Origin of the sequence: Bacillus sp. L_1B0_5, assembly GCF_000836715.1 — a bacterium.
Classification (GTDB): domain Bacteria; phylum Bacillota; class Bacilli; order Bacillales; family Bacillaceae_G; genus Bacillus_A; species Bacillus_A thuringiensis_S.
Genome location: NZ_JXIS01000054.1, coordinates 1 through 22,978 on the forward strand (window position 1 = coordinate 1; position 22,978 = coordinate 22,978).

Here is a 22,978-nt window from a genome sequence, read left to right on the forward strand (position 1 = left end):
ATATCGCGTTTCAGCGACTTTTATAATATATCATAGTATATTATTTTCGTCAACAAGTTTTTCAAGATAATTTGTATCTCTCATTTGCTGACTCTGCCTATTATATAGACTTTCCTATCACTATGCAAGTATTATTATAAAAAAATAAGAGGGGGGAAAATCCACCCTCTTATTCTTCAGAAGAAACCTCTTCATTAGATTCTTCTTCTTCATCTTTCTGTGCTTTTGCTACTGTCGCTACCTCTTGCTCATCCTCTAAACGAATTAGACGAACACCTTGTGTATTACGTCCCATTTGAGAGATTTGATCAACTGGCATACGAATAATAACGCCTGCGGCTGTAATTAGCATGATGTCTTCTTCACCTGTTACAGACTTAACCGCTACTAACTTACCGTTTTTATCTGTAATGTTACAAGTCTTAAGACCTTTACCACCACGACTTTGTAGTCGATACTCTTCAACTGGAGTACGCTTACCATACCCGTTTTTCGTTACAATTAAGACATTCGTATCTTCTTCAACAATTTCCATACCTACTACTTGGTCCTCTTCGCCTAGTGTAATAGCTTTTACACCAGCTGCATTACGGCCCATAGAACGTACATCTTGTTCATTGAAGCGAATTAACATACCGTTGCTTGTCCCTACGATAATATCTTTATCGCCAGATGTTAAACGTACAGAAATCACTTCATCTTCTTCACGAAGAGAAATTGCAATTAAACCGTTCGTACGTATATTTGCAAATGATGAAAGTGGTGTTCTCTTAGAAATACCTTGTTTCGTTGTAAAGAATAAGAACTGGTCGTCACCAAATTCACGAATTGGAATAATGGCATTGATCCACTCACCCTTATCTACCCCTAATAGGTTAATAATTGGTAGCCCTTTTGCAGTACGACTATACTCTGGGATTTCGTATCCTTTCGTACGGTATACTTTACCCTTGTTTGTAAAGAATAAAATATGATCATGAGTAGACGTTGTTAATAAATGTTCAACAAAGTCATCGTCATTCGTACCCATTCCTTGTACACCACGTCCCCCACGGTTCTGTGTTTTGTACGTAGAAGCTGGTAACCTCTTAATATAACCGTTATGAGTTAACGTAATCGCAATATTTTGCTCAGGAATTAAATCTTCATCTTCAATAAATTCCATACCGCCGATTGTAATCTCTGTTCGTCTCTTATCATTGAAACGCTCTTTTACTTCTGTTAATTCTTCACGAATAATCTCAAGAACTTTCTCTTCATCTGCTAAAATTGCTTTTAATTCAGCAATTAACTTCATTAAGTCTTGATATTCTTGCTCGATTTTTTCACGTTCTAATCCAGTTAAGCGTTGCAGACGCATATCTAAAATCGCTTGCGCTTGTTTCTCACTTAAACCGAAACGTTCCATTAAACCTTGTTTTGCAATATCAGCCGTTTTTGAACTACGAATTAAAGTAATAACTTCATCAAGATGATCTAAAGCAATTCGTAATCCTTCTAAAATATGAGCACGTGCCTCTGCTTTTTCTAATTCATAAGCAGTACGCCTACGAATTACTACCTTCTGATGCTCCAAATAATGATATAAGTTTTGTTTTAAATTTAGTACTTGAGGCTCTCCATTTACAAGAGACAACATATTAATACCGAAACTTGTTTGAAGTGCTGTATGTTTATATAGATTGTTTAATAGTACGTTTGCATTGGCATCACGACGTACTTCCATGACAATACGCATACCATTTCGGTCTGATTCATCACGTAAATCTGTAATGCCTTCAATTTTCTTATCGCGAACTAATTCTGCGATTTTTTCAATTAATCGTGCCTTATTAACTTGATAAGGCAGTTCCGTTACGATAATAGATTGTTTACCATTTGATTTCTCTTCAATTTCAACTTTGGCACGAAGCATAATAGAACCTCGTCCTGTTTCATAAGCTCTACGGATGCCACTTCGCCCTAAGATTAAACCTGATGTCGGGAAGTCTGGCCCAGGAATATATTCCATTAATTCCGCGATAGTGATATCCGGGTTATGGCTTAATGCCAACACACCATCAATTACTTCACCAAGTTGATGCGGCGGAATGTTCGTTGCCATACCAACTGCAATACCTGTCGTACCGTTTACTAATAAATTAGGGAAACGCGCTGGTAATACAATCGGCTCTCTTTCCGAACCATCGTAGTTATCTTGATAATCAATTGTATTTTTTGAAATATCACGTATTAATTCCATAGAAATCTTAGACATTCTTGCCTCTGTATAACGCATTGCCGCTGCTGAATCTCCATCTACAGAACCGAAGTTACCATGCCCATCTACAAGCATATAACGTTGACTGAAATCTTGCGCCATACGTACCATTGTTTCATAAACGGCTGAATCACCATGAGGGTGATACTTACCAATTACTTCACCGACAATACGTGCTGATTTCTTATACGCTTTATCAGCTGTAATTCCTAAATCATTCATCGCATATAAAACCCTACGATGCACAGGTTTTAATCCATCACGAACATCTGGTAATGCACGAGATACGATAACACTCATTGCGTAATCTAAAAATGAGGTACGCATTTCATGACTAATATTAATTTCTCGAATTCGTGCTTGTTGTTGATTGTCTGACATCAACGAGCACCTCCTCTTACGTTTCCGTTACACATACATTGATTTATATGTAGAAGACAGGAATACTTAGATTCCTGTCATTACTCATTTAAATATCAAGGTTTTTCACGTATTTTGCATTCTCTTGGATAAAGTTACGACGTGGTTCCACTTTATCACCCATTAAAATTTCAAATGTTTCGTCTGCTTCTATTGCATCTTGAAGAGAAACTTGAAGTAACGAACGTACTTCTGGATCCATTGTCGTTTCCCATAGCTGAGTTGGATTCATCTCTCCAAGACCTTTATAACGTTGAATTCCTGGTTTCGGCTGGGCCGGTAGCTCAGCTAATATTTTTTCAAGTTCCTTATCATTATAAGCATATTGAATTTTTTTACCTTGTTGCACTTTAAACAAAGGTGGCTGTGCGATATATATATATCCACACTCAATTATTTGACGCATATAACGATAGAAGAACGTTAATAATAGGGTACGAATATGCGCACCATCAACATCAGCATCGGTCATAATAATAACTTTATGATAGCGTGCTTTTTCAATATCGAAGTCTCCACCAATATTTGTACCGATCGCCGTAATAATTGTACGAACTTCATCATTTGATAAAATCTTATCTAAGCGTGCCTTTTCAACATTAATAATTTTACCTTTCAGCGGTAAAATCGCTTGAAAATGACGATCGCGTCCTTGTTTTGCAGATCCACCCGCAGAGTCACCCTCTACGATATAAATTTCACTAATTGCTGGATCTTTAGAAGAACAATCTGCCAATTTCCCTGGTAAACTTGAAACTTCTAAAGCACTCTTTCGGCGAGTTAGTTCACGAGCCTTTTTAGCTGCTACACGCGCACGTGCTGCCATCGTTCCTTTATCTACAACCTTACGTGCAACATTGGGATTTTCCAGTAAGAATTTTTCAAAAGCCTCAGAGAATACCGACTCAGTAATAGTTCTCGCTTCACTATTTCCAAGTTTCGTCTTCGTTTGCCCTTCGAATTGTGGATTTGGATGTTTAATTGACACGATTGCTGTTAAACCTTCACGAACATCTTCACCAGTCAAATTACTATCCGCATCTTTTAAAATGTTATTTTTACGACCATAATCGTTAATCACACGTGTTAAGGCAGTTTTAAATCCTACCTCATGTGTACCACCTTCATACGTATGAATATTATTTGTAAATGAGTAAATATGATTTGTATATCCTTCGTTATATTGAAGTGCAACTTCAACTTGAATACCATCTTTTGAACCTTCTACATATACAGGCTCTTCATGAATTGGTTGTTTTGAACGATTTAAATGTTCAACATATGATTTAATTCCACCTTCATAGTGGAACTCTTTCTTTTGCTTATGTTCACGTTTATCTTCAATTGTTAATTTAATATTACGATTTAAAAACGCCAACTCACGCATACGAGTCGCTAGCGTATCGAATTCATATTCTGTCGTCTCTTTAAAAATTTCTGGATCCGGTTTAAAGCGAGTTATTGTTCCAGTCTTATCTGTATCACCAATGACTTTTAAATCTGCAACCGGAATACCTCTTTCGTATTTTTGGTAATGGATTTTGCCATCACGATGTACAAATACTTCTAATTCTGTTGATAAGGCATTTACAACAGATGCACCAACACCGTGCAAACCACCAGAAACTTTATAACCGCCACCGCCAAATTTACCACCAGCGTGGAGGACAGTCATAATAACCTCTACTGCAGGACGTCCCATTTTTTCTTGTATACCAACTGGAATACCACGTCCATTATCCGTTACAAGAATACTATTATCTTCTTCGATACTAACGTTAATTTCATCGCAATATCCTGCTAATGCTTCATCGATACTATTATCGACAATCTCCCATACAAGGTGGTGAAGTCCCTTTCCACTCGTAGATCCAATATACATACCCGGACGTTTCCGAACTGCCTCTAGTCCTTCAAGTACCTGTATCTGACTCTCATCATATGCATTTTCTTGCATTTGTTTTTGTTCCATTGACACAAAGATCACCTACTTTTCCATTTAAACAGGGGTTTATGCCCTATCTATTTCACAATCTACCGTGCCGTTCGTTACATGAATTGTTTTCGCATCTTTTAATGTTTCGTGTTCAATTCCGTCGACACTCGTCGTTGTAACAAATGTTTGCACCTTTCCTTGAATTGTATTTAACAGATGTGATTGACGATAATCGTCTAATTCTGATAAAACATCATCCAGCAAAAGGATTGGATATTCTTTAACCTCTGAATAAATTAATTCAATTTCAGCTAATTTTAGGGATAGTGCGGTCGTTCGTTGTTGTCCTTGCGAACCAAAGACTTGAACATTTTTACTATTAACGAAGAATTGTAAATCATCACGATGAGGACCAATTAAAGTCGTACCACGGAAAATCTCACGTTGTTTCACAGATTGAAAACTTTCATAGTATACTTCTTTTATTTTCGACAAATCCATTGATTCTGATACATCTACACTTGGTTTATAGACAATTTCTAACTCTTCTAATCCACGGCTTATACCGCGATGAATTGGAGCTGCCCATTCCTGTAGCAAATGCAAAAATTCAAAACGTTTTTGTAGTATTTTTGCACCATGCTCAATTAGTTGAAGTGTAAATACATCCAACATCGTTTCCTCATTCTTACTATTCCCTTGCATCTTTTTCAACAAGTGATTTCGTTGCGTGAGCACCTTTTGATATTGACTTAATTCATACAAATACACAGGAGCTATTTGTCCTAATTCCATATCTAAAAAGCGTCTTCTTACTTGAGGGCTTCCTTTTACAAGATTTAAATCTTCTGGGGCAAACATGACAACGTTCATCACGCCAATGTACTGGCTTAACTTTTGTTGTTCAAGTTGATTTAATTTTGCCTTTTTACCTTTTTTCGAAATATTTAATTCCAAAGACAAAGAACTGTTTCTTTTTTGTAATTTCCCTTTAATTTGACCAAAATCTTCATCCCAACGGATAAGTTCGCGATCATTAGAGGTTCTATGAGATTTCGCCATCGCTAAAACATAAATAGCTTCCATCAAGTTTGTTTTCCCTTGTGCATTTTCGCCGATAATTACATTTACCTTATCTTCAAAGGAAAGCTCTAATTTTTCATAATTGCGATAGTTTTTTAATTGTATTTCTGAAATAAACAAAGGGCTCCCCCTTTATGCCTGAACTTGGAAAGTTCCGCTTCCTGGAATTTCAATAACATCATTCGCATATAGTTTGCGACCTCTTCTATTTTCAAGTTCGTTGTTCACGTACACTTCATATTCTTGTAAAAACCATTTTACAGCGCCACCTGTATCAATTACATCAGCTAACTTTAAAAATTGTCCTAGTGTAATATACTCTGTTGAAATTTTAATATGTTTCATAAAATCGCTCACTTTCTGAAAGTGTTCATTCTTTCATTGTACTAAATAAACTAACATTAGGAAAGTAATACCCAAAAATCAAATAAGGGCCACTAGCATCTTTAAACTAGCAACCCTTATTCCTTACCTAGTAAGTACGAACCGGTAAAATTAATTGAATAATTGAATCATCATTTACTGTACGAATTAAGAACGGTCTCATCGCCCCAGTAAAACTAACTTTAATCTCTGTACTATCCAAAGCTTTCAATGCATCCATCATATATTTTGCACTAAAAGATATTTTTAACTCTTCTCCATCTACTTTTTCACATTGTACTTCTTCGACAACTTTTCCGATTTCTGGTGAATTCGAAGAAATCTCTAGCATTTCTTGCTCTAAAGTTGATAATTTGACAACGTTATTGCGGCCATCTCTCGCTAATAGTGAAGCACGATCAATTGCTTGTAGGAATTCTTTTGTATTCACAAAAATATCCGTTTTACTCTCTGCTGGAATTAAACGTGTCGTATCTGGATAATTTCCTTCTAACAATCTTGAGAAGAATAATAAATGTTTTGTACGGAATAATACTTGATACTCCGTAATAACAATATCCACCATTTCTTCAGACTCATCTAGAATCTTACTTAATTCATTTAAGCTCTTACCTGGGATAACAACATTAGCTTGAAATTCATCTGCAATATTATGTCCTTCGATTTTTGCTTTTCGAAGTGCCAGTCTATGACTATCTGTTGCAATACAAGTTAACTCGCTGTTATATACCTTCCAGTTTACACCTGTCAAGATCGGTCTTGTTTCAGAAGTAGAAACTGCAAATACAGTTTGTCTGATCATATGCTTAAGTAAATCTGTTGGTATCTTAAATACATGATGTTCTTCAATCTGTGGTAATAACGGATATTCTGCAGAATCTAAACCATTTAAGTTAAACTCTGATTTTCCAGATTTTATTTTTGTCATAAAATGATTTTCCACAGAAATTTCGACAGTATCTCTAGGTAGTTTTTTTACAATCTCACTAAAATATTTTGCTTGTAAAACAATGCTTCCTGATTGAGCTATTTCTACAATTTCTTTTCCATCTTCTTCGACTGGAATAAACGATTCAATAGAAATATCAGCATCGCTTCCTGTTAATGTAACCCCTTCTTCAGTAGCTACAACTTTAATTCCTGTAAGGATGGGGATTGTTGTACGAGAAGAAACGGCCTTCATTACATCTTGTACACCTCTTACAAGATAGTCTTTTTGTATTGTAAAACGCATAAAGAAAAACCTCCGGTAAGTATAAGATTTTATTTAATTAATAAAGATAAAAAATAGTAGTAATAGTAATAGGGCTTGTGGATATGTGGATAACCCCTTTAAAGGATGTAAAAACAGTCTATCTACATGTGGATAGACTGTGCGTAAAACAAGGTAAGTTATTCACACTATTCAGCTACTACTTTAAAATACCATTAATTTCTTCAACTTGCTTTTGTAATTGTGTATCGGTTTTTAGTAGTTTAGAAATTTTTTCATGGGCATGGATAACTGTTGTATGATCACGTCCACCAAATTCTTCACCTATTTTTGGTAAAGAGGAATCCGTAAGTTCGCGTGATAAATACATTGCAATTTGGCGAGGAAACGCAACTGATTTTGTACGTTTTTTCGCTTTAAAATCTTCTAATTTCACTTGATAAACGTCTCCGACAGCTTTTTGAATATCATAAATAGAGATAATTTTCGGCTTAGAATTTGGAATAATATCTTTAAGTGCTTCAGCTGCTAAATCAGCATTAATATCTTTATTAATTAAAGATGAATAAGCTACAACTCGGATAAGTGCACCTTCTAATTCACGAATATTTGAATCAATTTGATTTGCGATATAAAGCATAACTTCATTTGGTATATCAAGTCCTTCAGCTTTTGCTTTTTTGCGTAAAATTGCAATTCGTGTCTCTAAATCTGGCGGCGTAATATCTGTAATAAGTCCCCATTCAAAGCGAGAACGAAGACGATCTTCTAAGGTTGGAATTTCTTTTGGTGGTCGATCACTAGAAATTACAATTTGTTTACTTTCTTCGTGTAATGCATTAAATGTATGGAAAAACTCTTCCTGAGTTTGTTCTTTTCCAGCAAGAAATTGAATATCATCTATCAGTAAAACATCTACGTTGCGATATTTATTACGAAAATCAACAGCTTTATTATCACGAATAGAGTTAATAAATTCATTAGTGAATTTTTCTGATGATAAATATACAACTTTTGCATTTGGATTATGTTCAATTACATAATGACCAATCGCGTGCATTAAATGCGTCTTTCCAAGCCCAACTCCCCCGTAAATAAAGAGTGGATTATACGCTTTAGCTGGCGCCTCGGCTACAGCTAATGAAGCTGCATGGGCAAAACGGTTACCAGAGCCAATAACAAATGTATCAAATGTATATTTTGGATTTAACATGCTCTGTGGTAAATGAGCCGAATCATCTTGTGCTGGATTCCGCTTAACTGGAGGAAGATCAATGTCCTCTTCAGCTTGACTTTGGGGAATAATAAAGCGGATTGCTAATTTTGCCCCTGTTAAATCGTATAGTGTTTCTGAAATTAGTTCTGAGTAATGAGATTCTAGCCAGTCACGAGCAAATTCATTTGGAGCTGTAATCGTTAATACGTCTTTCTTCAAGTTATGAGCCGTTGTTGATTTTAACCATGTTTCATAACTAGGTTTGCTTACCTTTTTTTCTAATTCTTTTAAGGCACTATTCCATAAATCAGAGATATTTTCCAAAGGTGTCCCTCCTTTACTAAGATGGTAAAAGAATAAGGTTGCGCAACAAATGTACAACCTAATAAATATAAAATGTATATTTATACGAAACGTATTTTAAAACCTAAAAACGTCGTTTGTATATGAGATAGGGTTTTCGACAAAAAAAGCAAATGTGGACAACTATTTACCCACATGTGATTAAAACTGTCCACATGTTATACACAAATTGTGGATAAGATAAAGATGTGGAAAACTTATTCAAAGTGAAAACACAACTATAATATCAAAAAAAAGTGGCTATAGCAATGAATTTAAGAAAGTTATCCACAAAATCAATACCTTGTGGAATAAACTTGTCCACAACACGATATACTGTGTAAAAGTGGGAAAAAAGTTTGTGGATATAAAAAACGTGAAAAAACATTTATCCACAAGGAAATATAGATGCTGTGAAAAAGTATGTGAATAGGTTCAAAATGAATATTTGATGAAAATTTCTAGAACCATTGACATTTTCCTAGTTGATTAACTATAATTTATAGGACTGTCTTTAACAGATATTCCTCAGGGAGGTGTCATATAATGAAAAGAACTTACCAACCAAATAAACGTAAGCGCAGCAAAGTACATGGTTTCCGCAGCCGTATGAGCACAGCGAACGGACGTAAAGTGCTAGCAGCTCGTCGTCGTAAAGGAAGAAAAGTATTATCTGCGTAGACCACTGATCGTTCAGTGGTCTTTTTTTCTAATAATAGTGAATTTCCGCTGATGAAATACAGGAGTGTCAATTGATATGAAGAAAAAACATCGTATAAAGAAGAATGATGAATTCCAGGCGGTTTTTCAAAAAGGAAAATCAAATGCGAATCGTCAGTTTGTTGTATACCAATTAGATAAAGAAGAACAGCCAAACTTTCGCATCGGCCTTTCTGTTAGCAAGAAAATAGGAAATGCAGTAGTTCGTAATCGAATTAAGCGCATGGTCCGTCAGGCTATTACAGAGTTAAAAGATGAGATAGATTCTGGAAAAGATTTTGTTATAATAGCAAGGAAGCCTTGTGCAGAGATGACATATGAAGAAGTAAAGAAAAGCTTAATTCATGTCTTTAAACGCTCTGGTATGAAAAGAATAAAAAAGTAGCGTAAGGAAATGAATTACACTATATACATACCGATACAAGGAGGAGTAGGCTTTGAAAAAGAAATTAGGTTTACTAGCCATGGTCGTTGCATTAATGGCGATTGCCACCGGTTGTAGTGAAACAGGTCAGCCGATTACATCGAAAAGTACTGGGATTTGGAATGAATATTTCGTATATCCGCTTTCTCAGTTAATCACGTATTTTGCCGACTTATTTAACAGTAATTACGGTTTAGCAATTGTTATTACAACTCTTATCATTCGTTTTGCATTATTACCATTAATGATTAAACAAACAAAGAGTACAAAGGCAATGCAAGCGTTACAACCAGAAATGGTGAAGTTAAAAGAGAAATATAGTTCTAAAGATCAAGCAACACAGCAAAAACTACAACAAGAAATGATGCAGTTATATCAAAAGAATGGTGTAAATCCATTGGCAGGATGTTTACCGATATTTGTTCAGATGCCTATTTTATTCGCGTTTTATCATGCGATTATGAGAACAACAGCAATTAGTGAACATACATTTTTATGGTTTGATTTAGGACAGGCAGATCCGTTCTATATCTTACCGGTTGTTGCAGCAATTACGACATTTATTCAGCAAAAGCTTGCAATGGCAGGAACAGCTGGTCAAAATCCGCAAATGGCAATGATGCTTTGGCTTATGCCGATTATGATTTTAATCTTTGCGATTAACTTCCCAGCAGCATTATCACTTTACTGGGTTGTTGGTAATATCTTTGGGATTGCTCAAATGTACTTTATCAAAGGGCCAGAGATTAAGGCTAGCAAAGCTGGAGGCTCAAGCAAGTGAGTGTAATTACTGCTAAAGGACAAACAGTCGAGCTGGCAGTAGAGGATGCTTTAAGGCAATTAAATACATCAAAAGATCAAGTAGATATAAATATTGTCGATGAGGGTAAAAGAGGATTCCTTGGTTTATTTGGGAATCGTCCTGCAGTAGTAGAAGTTGTATTGAAGAAAGATCCAATTCAGGAATGTGAAGAATATTTAAGAAATGTTATTCACAATATGGGTGTGGAAGTTGAAATTAGTAAAATTGTAAAAGGACGCGAAATCGAATTTACAATTTCTGGTGATGATGTAGGGGTTTTAATTGGAAAAAGAGGTAATACATTGAACTCTTTACAGTATTTAACAAAACTTGTCGCGAATCGTAACACGAAGCAGTATATCGGTATTACACTAGATGCTGAAAATTATCGTAGTAAAAGAAAAAGTACGTTAGAATCACTTTCTTATCGATTAGCGAAACAAGTATCTAATACGAAAAAAAGAGTTATTTTAGAACCGATGCCATCTTTTGAACGAAAAATTATTCATCAGGCATTATCAAATCATCAAGGTATCAAAACAACTTCTGAAGGAAATGAACCACATCGGCATGTTGTAATATCTCCTAAATGACCGGTTGCTCAAATGAGTGCCGGTTTTTTTGAGCGAAAAATAGATGTGGATAACTAAAAAACACTAAACTTATCCACTGTGAATAAGTTTAGTGTTTTTTACATGGGGATATAATAAAATGAGTTATTCTTCTTTTGTAGATAGGTTCGTTATGGTATCCTAATAATTTAGTGAAAGAAATAATCATGTTGAAATAGAGATAAATAAGCAAGTGAGGTGAAAGGACATGGAATTTGATACAATTGCTGCGATTTCCACAGCGCTTGGAGAGGGTGCAATTGCCATTGTTCGAGTAAGTGGGGATGATGCGGTTGAGAAAGTTGACCGTATTTTTAAAGGGAAGGATTTAACAGAGGTTCCTTCTCACACTATTCATTATGGTCATATCATTGATTTAGATACAAATCAAGTTATTGAAGAAGTTATGGTGTCTATTATGCGCGCACCAAGGACTTTTACACGTGAAAATATAGTTGAAATTAACTGTCATGGTGGACTTGTTTCAGTAAATAAAGTATTGCAACTTATTCTAGCACAAGGAGTACGATTGGCAGAACCGGGCGAATTTACAAAACGTGCTTTTTTAAATGGACGTATCGATTTATCACAAGCAGAAGCTGTTATGGATTTGATTCGAGCAAAAACAGATCGTGCGATGAATGTAGCAATTAATCAAATGGAAGGGCGATTATCTAAATTAATTGGTCGCCTACGTCAAGAAATATTAGAAACGTTAGCTCATGTTGAGGTAAATATAGATTATCCAGAATACGATGATGTAGAAGAGATGACACATAATATTTTAATTGAGAAAGCGACGCATGTTCGTTCGGAAATCGAAAAAATATTAGAAACATCAAAACAAGGGAAAATTTTACGTGAAGGTATTGCTACAGCAATTATCGGTAGACCTAACGTTGGGAAATCATCGTTATTAAATAGTCTTGTTCAGGAGAAAAAGGCAATTGTAACTGATATTGCAGGAACAACTCGTGATGTTATTGAAGAGTACGTTAATGTGCGTGGTGTACCTCTTAAACTTATAGATACAGCCGGTATTCGTGAGACAGAAGATGTTGTTGAACGAATTGGTGTGGAGCGTTCAAAAGAAATGATGAGCCAAGCGGATTTAGTATTAGTTGTTGTCAACTATAGCGAGGCTTTAACAAATGAGGATGAAGATCTATTCCGTGCGGTACAAGGAAAAGACTTTATTGTTATTGTGAATAAGACTGATTTACCGCAAACGATTGATATGGAACGTGTTACAGAGTTAGCCGCGGGAAATCGTGTTATTACAACATCTTTAATCGAGGAACAAGGAATAGATGAACTAGAAAAGGCAATAGCTGATTTATTCTTTGAAGGAACAATTGATTCTGCAGATATGACATATGTTTCTAATACGAGACATATTGGATTATTAACACAAGCGGGACAAACAATCGGTGATGCAATTGAGGCGATAGAAAATGGTGTGCCAATTGATATGGTACAAATTGATTTAACAAGAACGTGGGAAATACTTGGTGAAATTACTGGTGACACAGTTCATGAAAGCTTAATTGACCAGTTGTTCTCTCAATTTTGTTTAGGAAAATAATATAGTGATGTTTTAGAAAGATAGAGATTATTAGGAGGAATAAACAATGGGATACAATGCCGGTTCATACGATGTCATAGTAATCGGTGCAGGTCATGCAGGATGTGAAGCTGGTCTTGCGGCAGCACGAATGGGCTCAAAAACATTAATGTTAACAATTAACTTAGATATGGTAGCGTTCATGCCATGTAACCCTTCTGTTGGTGGACCAGCAAAAGGGATTGTTGTTCGTGAAATTGATGCATTAGGCGGAGAAATGGGACGTAATATTGATAAAACTCATATTCAAATGCGTATGCTAAATACAGGTAAGGGCCCAGCTGTACGTGCGCTTCGAGCGCAAGCTGATAAATTCTCTTACCAACATGAATTGAAGAAAACAATTGAGGAAACACCAAACTTATCGTTGTTCCAAGGAATGGTAGAGCGTTTAATCGTTGAAGAAGGTGTATGTAAAGGGGTAGTTACACAAGCTGGTGCAGAATATACAGCGAAAACCGTTGTAATTACGACTGGAACATTTTTACGTGGCGAGATTATCATGGGCGATTTAAAATATTCAAGCGGTCCAAATAATCAACAACCGTCTATTACATTATCTGAGCATTTAGAGGAGCTCGGATTTGATCTTGTTAGATTTAAAACAGGGACACCTCCGCGTGTAAACAGTAATACAATTGACTACAGTAAAACAGAAATTCAACCAGGTGATGATAAGCCGCGTTCGTTCTCTTTTGAAACAACGAAATTTATTATGGATCAAATTCCATGTTGGTTGACATATACAAGTACAGAAACACACCGTTTAATAGATGAAAATTTACATCGTTCAGCTATGTATTCTGGTATGATTAAAGGAACAGGTCCTAGGTACTGTCCTTCTATTGAAGACAAAGTAGTAAGATTTAATGACAAACCACGTCATCAAATTTTCTTAGAGCCAGAAGGGCGTAATACACAAGAAGTATATGTACAAGGTTTATCCACAAGCCTACCAGAAGATGTACAACGTGACATGCTTAGAACAATTCCAGGCCTAGAAAATGTTGAAATGATGCGCACAGGTTATGCAATTGAATATGATGCAATTGTGCCAACACAATTATGGCCAACACTTGAAACGAAAAAGATTAAAAATTTATATACAGCAGGACAAATTAATGGAACTTCTGGTTACGAAGAGGCGGCAGGACAAGGGCTTATGGCTGGGATTAATGCAGCATGCCGTTCTTTAGGTAAAAAAGAAGTTGTTTTAGGCCGCGAGGATGCTTATATTGGTGTCTTAATTGATGATCTTGTAACGAAAGGTACAAATGAACCATATCGTTTATTAACGTCTCGTGCAGAATACCGTCTATTATTACGCCACGATAATGCTGATCTTCGTTTAACTGAAGTTGGTCGTGAAATTGGATTAATTAAAGAAGAGCGATATGAGCGATTTACAAATAAAAAATTACAAATTGAACAGGAAAAGGAACGTTTAAGCAGCATTATTATTAAACCACGTCCTGAAGTTCAAGAATTAATTCGCAATATTGGCGGAAGTGAATTGAAAGATGGAATACGTGCAAGTGACTTATTACGTCGTCCAGAGATGACATATGAGCATATTCATCTTTTAGTACCAAGTGAAGTAGAATTAAGTGATGAAGTTACAGAACAAGTTGAAATTCAGATTAAGTACGAAGGATATATTGAAAAATCTTTACAGCAAGTAGAGCGTATGAAGAAAATGGAGAGTAAAAAAATCCCTGTAGATATTGATTATGACGCGATTTCTAGCCTTGCTTCAGAAGCTAGACAGAAATTGAAAGATGTTCGTCCACTTTCAATGGGGCAGGCTTCACGTATTTCGGGTGTAAATCCAGCGGATATTTCCATTTTACTTGTGTATATTGAACAAGGAAAAATTGCGCGCGTATCGAACCAATAAATAGTAAGGAGATATTGCTAGATGAACATAGAACAATTTCAATCTATGCTAGAAGAGAAGGGAATCACCCTCTCTTCTAGACAGTTAGAGCAGTTCAAAATCTACTTTGAAACATTAGTAGAGTGGAATGAAAAAATGAATTTAACGGCTATTACAGAAAAAGAAGAAGTATATTTAAAACACTTTTTTGATTCCATTACAGCTGCTTTTTATTATGATTTTTCAAAACCATTCTCAATTTGCGATGTTGGTGCAGGGGCTGGATTCCCAAGTATTCCTTTGAAAATCTGTTTCCCGCACTTAAAAGTAACGATTGTAGACTCATTGCAAAAACGTATTAATTTCTTAAATCACTTAGCACAAAAGTTAGAATTAAGTGACGTTGCATTTTGTCACGATCGTGCTGAAACATTTGGGAAAAAAGAAGGTGTACGTGAATCATACGATATTGTAATGGCACGTGCAGTTGCGCGTCTTTCTGTATTAAGTGAGCTATGTTTACCACTTGTAAAAGTTGGAGGAACATTCATTGCAATGAAAGGTGCAGCAGCAAACGAGGAAATTGAAAATGGCAAGTATGCTTTAGAGGTGCTAGGCGGAGAGTTAAAAGAGATGTCTACGTTCCAATTACCGTTTGAAGAGAGTGAACGTAATATTTTATTAATCGAGAAAAAGCGCAAGACACCAAAGAAATATCCACGCAAACCGGGAACACCCAATAAATTACCTATTGAAAAATAAATCTTATTAGACGTAAGATTAAATTATATAAATGAAAACGTAAATGTTTCATAGGAAACATTTTATGGAGAATAGTCAATAGGCCTAAAAGGTGGTGGAATATGTATGAAAAATACGTTTTCTCGTTTATTTGGCTTTGGAGATAAAGAGAGCGAATTCGAATTACAAGACGAAAGCCATGAAGAGATAGATAAAAAGGTATACGAAGAAATACAAGAAATTCCGATAGTAAATATTACCCCTAACCGTTATCAACCAAGAACAGTTTTTGATGATGCGCGTATTGATGAGCTAGCATTAACGATTCGTACACATGGACTTATTCAGCCGATTGTTGTAAGGCAATATGAGGATGACAAGTACGAGATTATTGCTGGAGAAAGACGTTTTCGTGCAGCAACAAAGTTAGGGTGGGAAAAGGTTCCTGCAATTATAAAGAACTTAAATGATACAGAGACAGCTTCTGTAGCTTTAATTGAAAACTTGCAACGTGAGGAACTAACGGCAATCGAGGAAGCTGTGGCATATCAAAAGCTAATTGAGTTACATAATTTAACACAAGAAGCATTGGCACAACGACTTGGAAAAGGACAATCTACAATCGCAAATAAGTTGCGATTGTTAAAGTTGCCTGAAGAAATAAAAAGTGCATTATTAGAAAAAAGCATTACAGAACGTCACGCCCGCGCTCTCATTCCTTTAAAAAATGAGGAATTACAACTGAAGGTTTTACAGGAAATTGTGGAGAAACAACTGAATGTAAAGCAAACAGAAGAACGAATTGCGAAGTTACTAGAGGAAGCAAAACCGAAGCGTAAGGCAAAGCAAAAAGCAGTAAGTCGAGATACGAGGATTGCTATGAATACAATTAGACAATCTTTACAAATGGTTACTGAAAGTGGTTTGAATGTTAATTCTGAGGAAGAAGAATTTGATGAGTACTATCAAATTACAATTAAAATTCCAAAGAAAAAATAATAATGACGTGTTAGAGACCTTATCCTATTGGAGAGGTCTCTTTTACTATATTTTCTTGTTAAATGAAGAAGGAGTTTAGAAATAAATTTTGAAGTTTAATAAAGGACGTAAAAGAAAAAGTTTTATTTCATGTTACAATAAACGTAATTGTTACTAGAATAAGATAGAAAGGTTGAAAGTAGGTGACATCATGGGAAAAATCATTGCTATTGCTAATCAAAAAGGCGGTGTTGGAAAAACCACAACATCTGTTAATTTAGGGGCTGGATTGGCACAAGTAGGTAAAAAAGTCCTTCTTGTAGATATTGATGCTCAAGGAAATGCAACGACTGGTGTGGGGATTGAAAAATCTGAATTAGATCAATGTATTTACAATGTTCTTGTGGAAGATGCAGATGTTCAAGGGGTTATACAGAAAACCGCAACTGAAAACTTAGATGTTCTACCCGCTACAATTCAATTGGCTGGTGCTGAAATTGAATTGGTACCGACTATTTCCCGGGAAGTACGTTTGCAAAGAGCATTACAGCCAGTTCGTGATGAATATGATTATATTATTATCGACTGTCCCCCGTCTTTAGGGTTATTAACGATTAATGCATTAACAGCAGCAGATTCGGTTATTATTCCGGTACAGTGTGAATATTACGCACTAGAAGGCTTAAGTCAGCTATTAAATACAGTTCGACTTGTACAAAAACATTTAAATAAAAATTTAGCAATTCAAGGCGTATTGTTAACGATGTTGGATGCCCGTACAAATTTAGGGATCCAAGTTATAGATGAAGTGAAAAAGTATTTTAGGGATAAAGTATATCGCTCGATTATTCCGCGTAATGTACGCTTGAGCGAGGCTCCAAGTCATGGGAAACCTATTATGCAGTATGACGCTAAATCAAGAGGAGCAGAAGTATATATAGATTTAGCAGAGGAAGTGATTGCAGGTGGCTAAAGGATTAGGAAGAGGAATTAATGTGTTTTTTCCTGATTTAGATGTGAAAGAAGAGGAAACAATCCAGGAGATTCTTGTAACTGAATTAAGGCCAAATCCATATCAACCGCGTAAACACTTTAATAAAGAGGCTATTCAGGAATTAGCAATTTCGATTAAGGAACACGGTATTCTACAACCATTAATTGCTAGGAAGAGTATTAAAGGATATGAAATCGTTGCAGGTGAAAGACGATTTCGTGCTGCAAAAGAAGCTGGTTTAGAAAAAGTACCTGCGGTTGTAAGACAATTAACTGAACAGCAAATGATGGAATTTGCTTTGTTAGAAAACTTACAACGAGAAGATTTAAATCCTATGGAAGAGGCAATGGCATACCAGATGTTAATGAATGAGCTAAATGTAACGCAAGAACAATTAGCAAAACGTCTTGGCAAAAGCAGACCTTACATTGCAAATTATACTCGGTTATTAAGCCTCCCTTCGTTCGTCCAAGATATGATTGCAAATGGTCAACTTTCAATGGCTCATGGGAGAACTTTACTTACGATAAAAGATGAAGAGCAATTGAAGTCCTTATTGAAACGCATTGAAAAAGAAGGATTAAATGTTCGTCAATTAGAGAAAATCGTCCAAGAGATTAATCAACACGTTTCACGTGAAACAAAAAAAGTGAAAAAAGAGCGAAATATATTTTTCGTAGAACGTGAAACGTTCTTAAGAGAAAAGTTTGGCACAGATGTGAAAATTAAAGAGACGAAAAAAGAAAAAGGTAAAATCGAAATTGAATTTTTTAATAAAGAAGATTTAAATCGTATTTTAGAACTATTATCACAGAAAAATTAAAGAGCAAACCATCTTATTATTTATAGATGGTTTGCTTTTTTTAATGCGGATAATTTTTGATCTGTCTCTTTTATACTTTGTGCGATTACATCAGCCATTTTCATGACTAAACTTAATCTTGTATTTTGAAGAACGAAAAACTCCATAAACCCATTTAGATTGACGATACCGTGTATATGCAAATCACCAACTGCAGGTAATTTCTTATTCATAGCAGCTCCAGGTTTACTAGGTCCTTTTCCAGTAGTAATTGACCCGATATTTTGGGACTTTCCTAAACATGCATCAACAGCAATTATAAATGCAGCAGGATATTCTTTCTGTATATTCTGAATTTTTTCTTCTAGATTTAGCGCATGTACGGGCTCATCGAGTGTACCGAATACTTGGAGGTTTTTGATGTCTATTTGTTCAAGTTTTGTACCAACTAACGGGCCAAGTGCGTCACCTGTAGAACGATCTGTTCCGATACAAACGAGAATGAGTGGTATATTAGTTTTAATAGGAATATGGGTAAGTAAGAAATTACTGATTATCTCAGAGGCTTCTAGATCTTGGTGCATAACGTTTTGAGTTTCTTTCTCAAAAAATGGTAAGCGAAAACTTCCAATATTCATGAAGCACCCATCCTTTTAATAAATTTTCAATATATGTTATATGGTGAGAAAAATGGAAAGCTATAAGTGCGTAATTTTTGCAAAATGTGAATGAAAACGGAAATAATAGTACTAGTATATATATATTCGTTCCATTTTATACCTGAATGGCGGGTATAAAATAGGATTAAAATCATAAAATTTTTTCAGCAATTAGAGGACTTCTGATACAATAATAAGGATAACTAAAAAGAAATTTTAGCTAGAGAGGTAGAGGTACATGGATTTATTAACAAAGTGGTTTAATTCTACGAAACAGTATTTATTAGATGCTGATCGTTGGGCTCATATTGGAGTTGCGACATTAAAAATATGTATTATTTTAATAATTGGTGCAGTTGTTGTGCGAATTGCAAGAGCGGTTGTACGAAATGCGTTTCGTATGGGGAGTCGTTCTCCAATTCAAATTTCAGAACGTCGTACAGTTACAGTAGCGAAATTACTTGAAAATATTGTAGCGTACGTTGTTATGTTCATTATGCTAATTGCGATTTTAGGTGTGTTTGATATTAATGCATCAGGTTTATTAGCGGGGGCCGGGGTAATTGGTTTAGCAGTCGGATTTGGTGCTCAAAGTTTAGTGAAAGACGTTATTACAGGTTTATTTATTTTGCTAGAAGATCAGTTTTCAGTTGGCGATTATGTTAAAATCGGTCAATTTGAAGGAGTCGTTTTAGAAATTGGACTCCGCACAACGAAAGTAAAGAGTTGGACAGGTGAAATTCATACTTTACCAAACGGAAGTATTATTCAAGTTACTAACTACTCAGTTAGTAATAGTGTAGCTTTTGTTGATGTATCTATTTCATATGAGGCTGATATTGCGAAAGCAGAGCAGGTTATTGAAGATTTATTAGTAGAGTTACCTTCAAAGTACGAAAAAATGGTAACAACACCTCAATTATTAGGTGTGCAAACATTAGCTGCATCGGAAGTTATATTGCGCGTTATTGCTGAAGTAGAGCCGATGCAACATGCAGTTATTGCAAGGGCACTTCGTAAAGAGATTAAAAATCGTCTTGATTTACATGGAATTGAAATTCCATATCCACGTATGGTTTTATATAATCGTGAAGAATTGGTTAGTGGAAAAGCAATTTAGTATGGAGAGGAGTTTGAAGAGTGGAGCAAAAGGAATATAACTTGTACGATGTTGTGGAAATGAAGAAAGCACATCCATGTGGCGAGAATCGTTGGAAAATTATTCGTATGGGAATGGATATCCGCATTAAGTGCGAGGGGTGTGACCATTCAGTAATGATTACTCGAAGAGAGTTTGATCGTAAGGTGAAAAAAATACTTGTGAAGCACGAAGAATAGAGGGAGAGTAACAGTTACAGTAGGTAACTGTTACTTTTTTTCGTTTGGCGGAAACTTGTCATTTTTTTCGTTACTATCTATAATGATGAAAGATTGAGACATAGGAGTGAAAAATATGGGATTAACGGCTGGGATTGTTGGATTACCTAACGTAGGGAAGTCCACTTTATTTAATGCAATTACACAAGCAGGAGCAGAATCTGCGAACTATCCATTCTGTACAATTGATCCAAACGTAGGAATTGTAGAAGTACCAGATGAGCGTTTAAATAAATTAACGGAATTAGTAGAACCGAAAAAGACTGTTCCGACTGTATTCGAGTTTACTGATATTGCAGGTATCGTAAAAGGTGCTAGTAAAGGTGAAGGTTTAGGAAATAAATTCTTATCTCACATTCGTCAAGTAGATGCAATTTGTCAAGTTGTTCGTTGTTTTGAAGACGAAAATATTACGCACGTTTCAGGGAAAGTAGATCCAATTGATGATATCGAAACAATCAACTTAGAGCTAATTTTAGCGGACTTAGAGTCTGTTGATAAGCGTATCGAGCGTGTTGCGAAATTAGCAAGACAAAAAGATAAAGAAGCTGTATATGAGCATGAAATTTTAGTTCGTTTAAAAGAAGCTTTTGAAGAGGGGAAACCAGCTCGTACTGTTGAATTTACAGAAGAGCAAATGAAGATTGTTAAAGGCCTTCATTTACTTACAACAAAAGAAATGTTATACGTAGCGAACGTAAGTGAAGACGATGTTATCGATCCTTCAGAAAATAAATACGTACAAATGGTAAAAGAATTTGCAGAAAATGAAAATTCTCAAGTAATCGTTGTATGTGCAAAAATCGAATCAGAAATTGCTGAATTAGACGAGGAAGAGAAAAAAGTATTCCTTGAAGAATTAGGTATTGAAGAGTCTGGTTTAGATCAATTAATTCGTGCAGCATATGACCTATTAGGACTTGCTACTTACTTTACAGCTGGCGTTCAAGAAGTACGTGCTTGGACATTTAAACAAGGTATGAAGGCACCACAATGTGCTGGCGTTATCCATACAGACTTTGAGCGTGGATTTATTCGTGCAGAAACAGTTTCTTACGATGACTTAATGACAAACGGTTCTATGACAGCTGCAAAAGAAGCTGGAAAAGTACGTTTAGAAGGAAAAGAGTATATCGTAAAAGACGGAGATGTTATGCACTTCCGTTTTAACGTTTAATCTAATATTTCCTAGGAAAAATAAAGATATGAGCTTGGCGAATATATTATATGTTTGCCAAGTTTTTTATGTATTGGTGAGTTGATTCATATAACTTACTATGATATAATCTAAACTCGTGAGTAATTACTATAAATTAATTGCTCCTTGCCCATTATGGGCCGTTTAGACCAAAAGGAGGTGAAAGTGTAATGAGAAAGTACGAAATTATGTACATCATTCGTCCTGGCGTTGAAGAAGAAGCTCAAAAAGCTTTAGTTGAACGTTTTGCAGGTGTTTTAACAAACAATGGTGCAGAAATCATTAACACGAAAGAGTGGGGTAAGCGTCGTTTAGCTTACGAAATCAACGACTTACGTGAAGGTTTCTACATGATCTTAAACGTGAACTCTAACGCAGAAGCGATTAACGAATTCGACCGTTTAGCTAAGATCAACGAAGACATCCTTCGTCATATCGTTGTTAAAGAAGAAGAAAAATAATTGATATATAAGGGAGAGTGGTTCGATTGATGAATCGTGTTATCCTCGTTGGTCGTTTAACTAAGGACCCTGACTTACGTTACACGCCCAATGGTGTTGCAGTAGCTACTTTTACGTTAGCTGTGAATCGCGCATTTGCGAATCAACAAGGTGAGCGTGAAGCTGACTTTATTAATTGTGTAATATGGCGTAAACAAGCAGAAAACGTAGCAAATTATTTGAAAAAAGGAAGCTTAGCAGGCGTAGATGGACGTCTTCAAACTCGTAATTACGATGGACAAGACGGTAAACGTGTATATGTAACAGAAGTTCTTGCGGAAAGCGTACAATTTTTAGAGCCGCGTAATGGCGGTGGGGAGCAACGTGGTTCATTCAATCAGCAACCATCAGGAGCTGGTTTCGGTAACCAAAGCTCTAACCCATTTGGTCAATCTAGTAATTCAGGTAACCAAGGTAACCAAGGTAACCAAGGTAACTCTGGATTTACGAAGAATGACGATCCATTTTCAAATGTAGGTCAACCGATCGACATTTCCGACGACGATTTACCGTTCTAATACAGTAAATTTGTTAGTTTTAACAAAGAATGGAGGGAAATAGACATGGCAGGACGCAAAGGTGGACGTGCGAAACGTCGTAAGGTGTGTTTCTTCACAGCTAACGGCATCACTCGCATTGACTATAAAGATGTTGATTTATTAAAACGTTTCGTTTCTGAGCGTGGTAAAATTTTACCTCGTCGTGTAACAGGGACAAGCGCAAAATACCAACGCAAACTTACAGTTGCAATTAAACGTGCTCGTCAAATGGCACTTTTACCATATGTTGGTGAATAATAGCGTATGAAATGCACAGTA

The 22,978-nt window shown here is 35.8% G+C and carries 23 protein-coding genes; 16 read left to right on the top strand and 7 right to left on the bottom strand.

Annotated features, from left to right (window positions below; translation table 11 throughout):
- Window positions 1-169 precede the first annotated feature (169 nt).
- The 6 genes from gyrA to dnaA all read right to left on the bottom strand — a co-directional run bounded on the left by gyrA (window position 170) and on the right by dnaA (window position 8,836).
- Complete coding sequence (gene gyrA, locus RT27_RS19310; RefSeq protein ID WP_001282866.1) at window positions 170-2,641, bottom strand: DNA gyrase subunit A; 2,472 nt, start codon at window positions 2,639-2,641, stop codon at window positions 170-172.
- An 88-nt stretch (window positions 2,642-2,729) separates the two neighbouring features.
- Window positions 2,730-4,652, bottom strand: coding sequence for a DNA topoisomerase (ATP-hydrolyzing) subunit B (gene gyrB, locus RT27_RS19315; RefSeq protein ID WP_000435980.1), 1,923 nt, complete (start codon window positions 4,650-4,652; stop codon window positions 2,730-2,732).
- 39 nt (window positions 4,653-4,691) lie between these two features.
- On the bottom strand, window positions 4,692-5,819 hold the full coding sequence (gene recF / locus RT27_RS19320; RefSeq protein ID WP_016079537.1) for a DNA replication/repair protein RecF: 1,128 nt from the start codon (window positions 5,817-5,819) through the stop codon (window positions 4,692-4,694).
- A gap of 12 nt (window positions 5,820-5,831) precedes the next feature.
- Window positions 5,832-6,044, bottom strand: a complete 213-nt coding sequence (gene yaaA / locus RT27_RS19325) for a S4 domain-containing protein YaaA (RefSeq protein ID WP_000680510.1) — start codon at window positions 6,042-6,044, stop codon at window positions 5,832-5,834.
- Window positions 6,045-6,171: 127 nt separating this feature from the next.
- Window positions 6,172-7,317, bottom strand: a complete 1,146-nt coding sequence (gene dnaN / locus RT27_RS19330; RefSeq protein ID WP_016079538.1) for a DNA polymerase III subunit beta — start codon at window positions 7,315-7,317, stop codon at window positions 6,172-6,174.
- A 178-nt stretch (window positions 7,318-7,495) separates the two neighbouring features.
- Window positions 7,496-8,836: a chromosomal replication initiator protein DnaA gene (gene dnaA, locus RT27_RS19335; protein WP_000428018.1), complete on the bottom strand. Its 1,341-nt coding sequence runs from the start codon at window positions 8,834-8,836 to the stop codon at window positions 7,496-7,498.
- A 564-nt stretch (window positions 8,837-9,400) separates the two neighbouring features.
- Here dnaA and rpmH point away from each other — a divergent pair.
- From rpmH to spo0J, 10 genes are all read left to right on the top strand, one after another.
- Window positions 9,401-9,535, top strand: coding sequence for a 50S ribosomal protein L34 (gene rpmH / locus RT27_RS19340; RefSeq protein WP_000831901.1), 135 nt, complete (start codon window positions 9,401-9,403; stop codon window positions 9,533-9,535).
- Window positions 9,536-9,611: 76 nt separating this feature from the next.
- Window positions 9,612-9,959 (top strand): ribonuclease P protein component, encoded by a 348-nt coding sequence (gene rnpA / locus RT27_RS19345; RefSeq protein WP_000726621.1) that lies wholly within the window; start codon window positions 9,612-9,614, stop codon window positions 9,957-9,959.
- Window positions 9,960-10,011: 52 nt separating this feature from the next.
- Window positions 10,012-10,779 (top strand): YidC family membrane integrase SpoIIIJ, encoded by a 768-nt coding sequence (gene spoIIIJ / locus RT27_RS19350; protein WP_000727741.1) that lies wholly within the window; start codon window positions 10,012-10,014, stop codon window positions 10,777-10,779.
- The gene (gene jag / locus RT27_RS19355) at window positions 10,776-11,393 is read left to right on the top strand and encodes an RNA-binding cell elongation regulator Jag/EloR (RefSeq protein ID WP_016079540.1); all 618 of its coding nucleotides are present in this window, start codon (window positions 10,776-10,778) and stop codon (window positions 11,391-11,393) included. The genes spoIIIJ and jag overlap by 4 nt, the downstream gene beginning before the upstream one ends.
- Window positions 11,394-11,619: 226 nt before the next feature.
- On the top strand, window positions 11,620-12,996 hold the full coding sequence (mnmE, locus tag RT27_RS19360) for a tRNA uridine-5-carboxymethylaminomethyl(34) synthesis GTPase MnmE (RefSeq protein WP_029443714.1): 1,377 nt from the start codon (window positions 11,620-11,622) through the stop codon (window positions 12,994-12,996).
- 46 nt (window positions 12,997-13,042) lie between these two features.
- On the top strand, window positions 13,043-14,932 hold the full coding sequence (gene mnmG, locus RT27_RS19365; protein ID WP_029443713.1) for a tRNA uridine-5-carboxymethylaminomethyl(34) synthesis enzyme MnmG: 1,890 nt from the start codon (window positions 13,043-13,045) through the stop codon (window positions 14,930-14,932).
- Between the two features lie 21 nt (window positions 14,933-14,953).
- Window positions 14,954-15,673 (top strand): 16S rRNA (guanine(527)-N(7))-methyltransferase RsmG, encoded by a 720-nt coding sequence (rsmG, locus tag RT27_RS19370; RefSeq protein ID WP_001019628.1) that lies wholly within the window; start codon window positions 14,954-14,956, stop codon window positions 15,671-15,673.
- Window positions 15,674-15,778: 105 nt separating this feature from the next.
- Window positions 15,779-16,651 (top strand): nucleoid occlusion protein, encoded by an 873-nt coding sequence (gene noc / locus RT27_RS19375; RefSeq protein WP_000799016.1) that lies wholly within the window; start codon window positions 15,779-15,781, stop codon window positions 16,649-16,651.
- Between the two features lie 190 nt (window positions 16,652-16,841).
- A complete protein-coding gene (soj, locus tag RT27_RS19380; protein ID WP_000516114.1) occupies window positions 16,842-17,603 on the top strand; it encodes a sporulation initiation inhibitor protein Soj in 762 nt (253 codons plus the stop codon).
- Window positions 17,596-18,447 (top strand): stage 0 sporulation protein Spo0J, encoded by an 852-nt coding sequence (gene spo0J, locus RT27_RS19385; protein WP_080117058.1) that lies wholly within the window; start codon window positions 17,596-17,598, stop codon window positions 18,445-18,447. The genes soj and spo0J overlap by 8 nt, the downstream gene beginning before the upstream one ends.
- Window positions 18,448-18,467: 20 nt before the next feature.
- Here spo0J and yyaC read toward each other — a convergent pair whose 3' ends face one another.
- Window positions 18,468-19,064: a spore protease YyaC gene (yyaC, locus tag RT27_RS19390; protein WP_001020711.1), complete on the bottom strand. Its 597-nt coding sequence runs from the start codon at window positions 19,062-19,064 to the stop codon at window positions 18,468-18,470.
- A gap of 259 nt (window positions 19,065-19,323) precedes the next feature.
- On the opposite strand from yyaC, the gene RT27_RS19395 reads away from it, so the two are divergent.
- The 6 genes from RT27_RS19395 to rpsR all read left to right on the top strand — a co-directional run bounded on the left by RT27_RS19395 (window position 19,324) and on the right by rpsR (window position 22,957).
- Window positions 19,324-20,205, top strand: a complete 882-nt coding sequence (locus RT27_RS19395; protein WP_000365111.1) for a mechanosensitive ion channel family protein — start codon at window positions 19,324-19,326, stop codon at window positions 20,203-20,205.
- A gap of 20 nt (window positions 20,206-20,225) precedes the next feature.
- Window positions 20,226-20,423 carry a DUF951 domain-containing protein gene (locus RT27_RS19400; RefSeq protein WP_000435486.1) on the top strand — a complete coding sequence of 66 codons (198 nt, stop codon included), beginning with the start codon at window positions 20,226-20,228 and terminating at the stop codon, window positions 20,421-20,423.
- Window positions 20,424-20,538: 115 nt separating this feature from the next.
- Entirely contained in the window at window positions 20,539-21,639 is a 1,101-nt protein-coding gene (ychF, locus tag RT27_RS19405) for a redox-regulated ATPase YchF (RefSeq protein ID WP_000524670.1), read from the top strand.
- Window positions 21,640-21,830: 191 nt separating this feature from the next.
- Window positions 21,831-22,121: a 30S ribosomal protein S6 gene (gene rpsF / locus RT27_RS19410; protein ID WP_001233781.1), complete on the top strand. Its 291-nt coding sequence runs from the start codon at window positions 21,831-21,833 to the stop codon at window positions 22,119-22,121.
- Between the two features lie 26 nt (window positions 22,122-22,147).
- A complete protein-coding gene (gene ssb / locus RT27_RS19415) occupies window positions 22,148-22,678 on the top strand; it encodes a single-stranded DNA-binding protein (RefSeq protein ID WP_002108911.1) in 531 nt (176 codons plus the stop codon).
- A 45-nt stretch (window positions 22,679-22,723) separates the two neighbouring features.
- Window positions 22,724-22,957 (top strand): 30S ribosomal protein S18, encoded by a 234-nt coding sequence (gene rpsR / locus RT27_RS19420; protein ID WP_000918873.1) that lies wholly within the window; start codon window positions 22,724-22,726, stop codon window positions 22,955-22,957.
- The last annotated feature ends 21 nt before the right edge of the window (window positions 22,958-22,978 follow it).

What these genes read in the sequence shown, in the direction of transcription:
- gyrA (WP_001282866.1), bottom strand. Translation starts at nt 2,641, where the DNA reads ATGTCAGACAATCAACAACAAGCACGAATTCGAGAAATTAATATTAGT.
- gyrB (WP_000435980.1), bottom strand. Translation starts at nt 4,652, where the DNA reads ATGGAACAAAAACAAATGCAAGAAAATGCATATGATGAGAGTCAGATA.
- yaaA (WP_000680510.1), bottom strand. Translation starts at nt 6,044, where the DNA reads ATGAAACATATTAAAATTTCAACAGAGTATATTACACTAGGACAATTT.
- dnaN (WP_016079538.1), bottom strand. Translation starts at nt 7,317, where the DNA reads ATGCGTTTTACAATACAAAAAGACTATCTTGTAAGAGGTGTACAAGAT.
- rpmH (WP_000831901.1), top strand. Translation starts at nt 9,401, where the DNA reads ATGAAAAGAACTTACCAACCAAATAAACGTAAGCGCAGCAAAGTACAT.
- rnpA (WP_000726621.1), top strand. Translation starts at nt 9,612, where the DNA reads ATGAAGAAAAAACATCGTATAAAGAAGAATGATGAATTCCAGGCGGTT.
- mnmE (WP_029443714.1), top strand. Translation starts at nt 11,620, where the DNA reads ATGGAATTTGATACAATTGCTGCGATTTCCACAGCGCTTGGAGAGGGT.
- mnmG (WP_029443713.1), top strand. Translation starts at nt 13,043, where the DNA reads ATGGGATACAATGCCGGTTCATACGATGTCATAGTAATCGGTGCAGGT.
- rsmG (WP_001019628.1), top strand. Translation starts at nt 14,954, where the DNA reads ATGAACATAGAACAATTTCAATCTATGCTAGAAGAGAAGGGAATCACC.
- noc (WP_000799016.1), top strand. Translation starts at nt 15,779, where the DNA reads ATGAAAAATACGTTTTCTCGTTTATTTGGCTTTGGAGATAAAGAGAGC.
- soj (WP_000516114.1), top strand. Translation starts at nt 16,842, where the DNA reads ATGGGAAAAATCATTGCTATTGCTAATCAAAAAGGCGGTGTTGGAAAA.
- yyaC (WP_001020711.1), bottom strand. Translation starts at nt 19,064, where the DNA reads ATGAATATTGGAAGTTTTCGCTTACCATTTTTTGAGAAAGAAACTCAA.
- RT27_RS19395 (WP_000365111.1), top strand. Translation starts at nt 19,324, where the DNA reads ATGGATTTATTAACAAAGTGGTTTAATTCTACGAAACAGTATTTATTA.
- ychF (WP_000524670.1), top strand. Translation starts at nt 20,539, where the DNA reads ATGGGATTAACGGCTGGGATTGTTGGATTACCTAACGTAGGGAAGTCC.
- rpsF (WP_001233781.1), top strand. Translation starts at nt 21,831, where the DNA reads ATGAGAAAGTACGAAATTATGTACATCATTCGTCCTGGCGTTGAAGAA.
- rpsR (WP_000918873.1), top strand. Translation starts at nt 22,724, where the DNA reads ATGGCAGGACGCAAAGGTGGACGTGCGAAACGTCGTAAGGTGTGTTTC.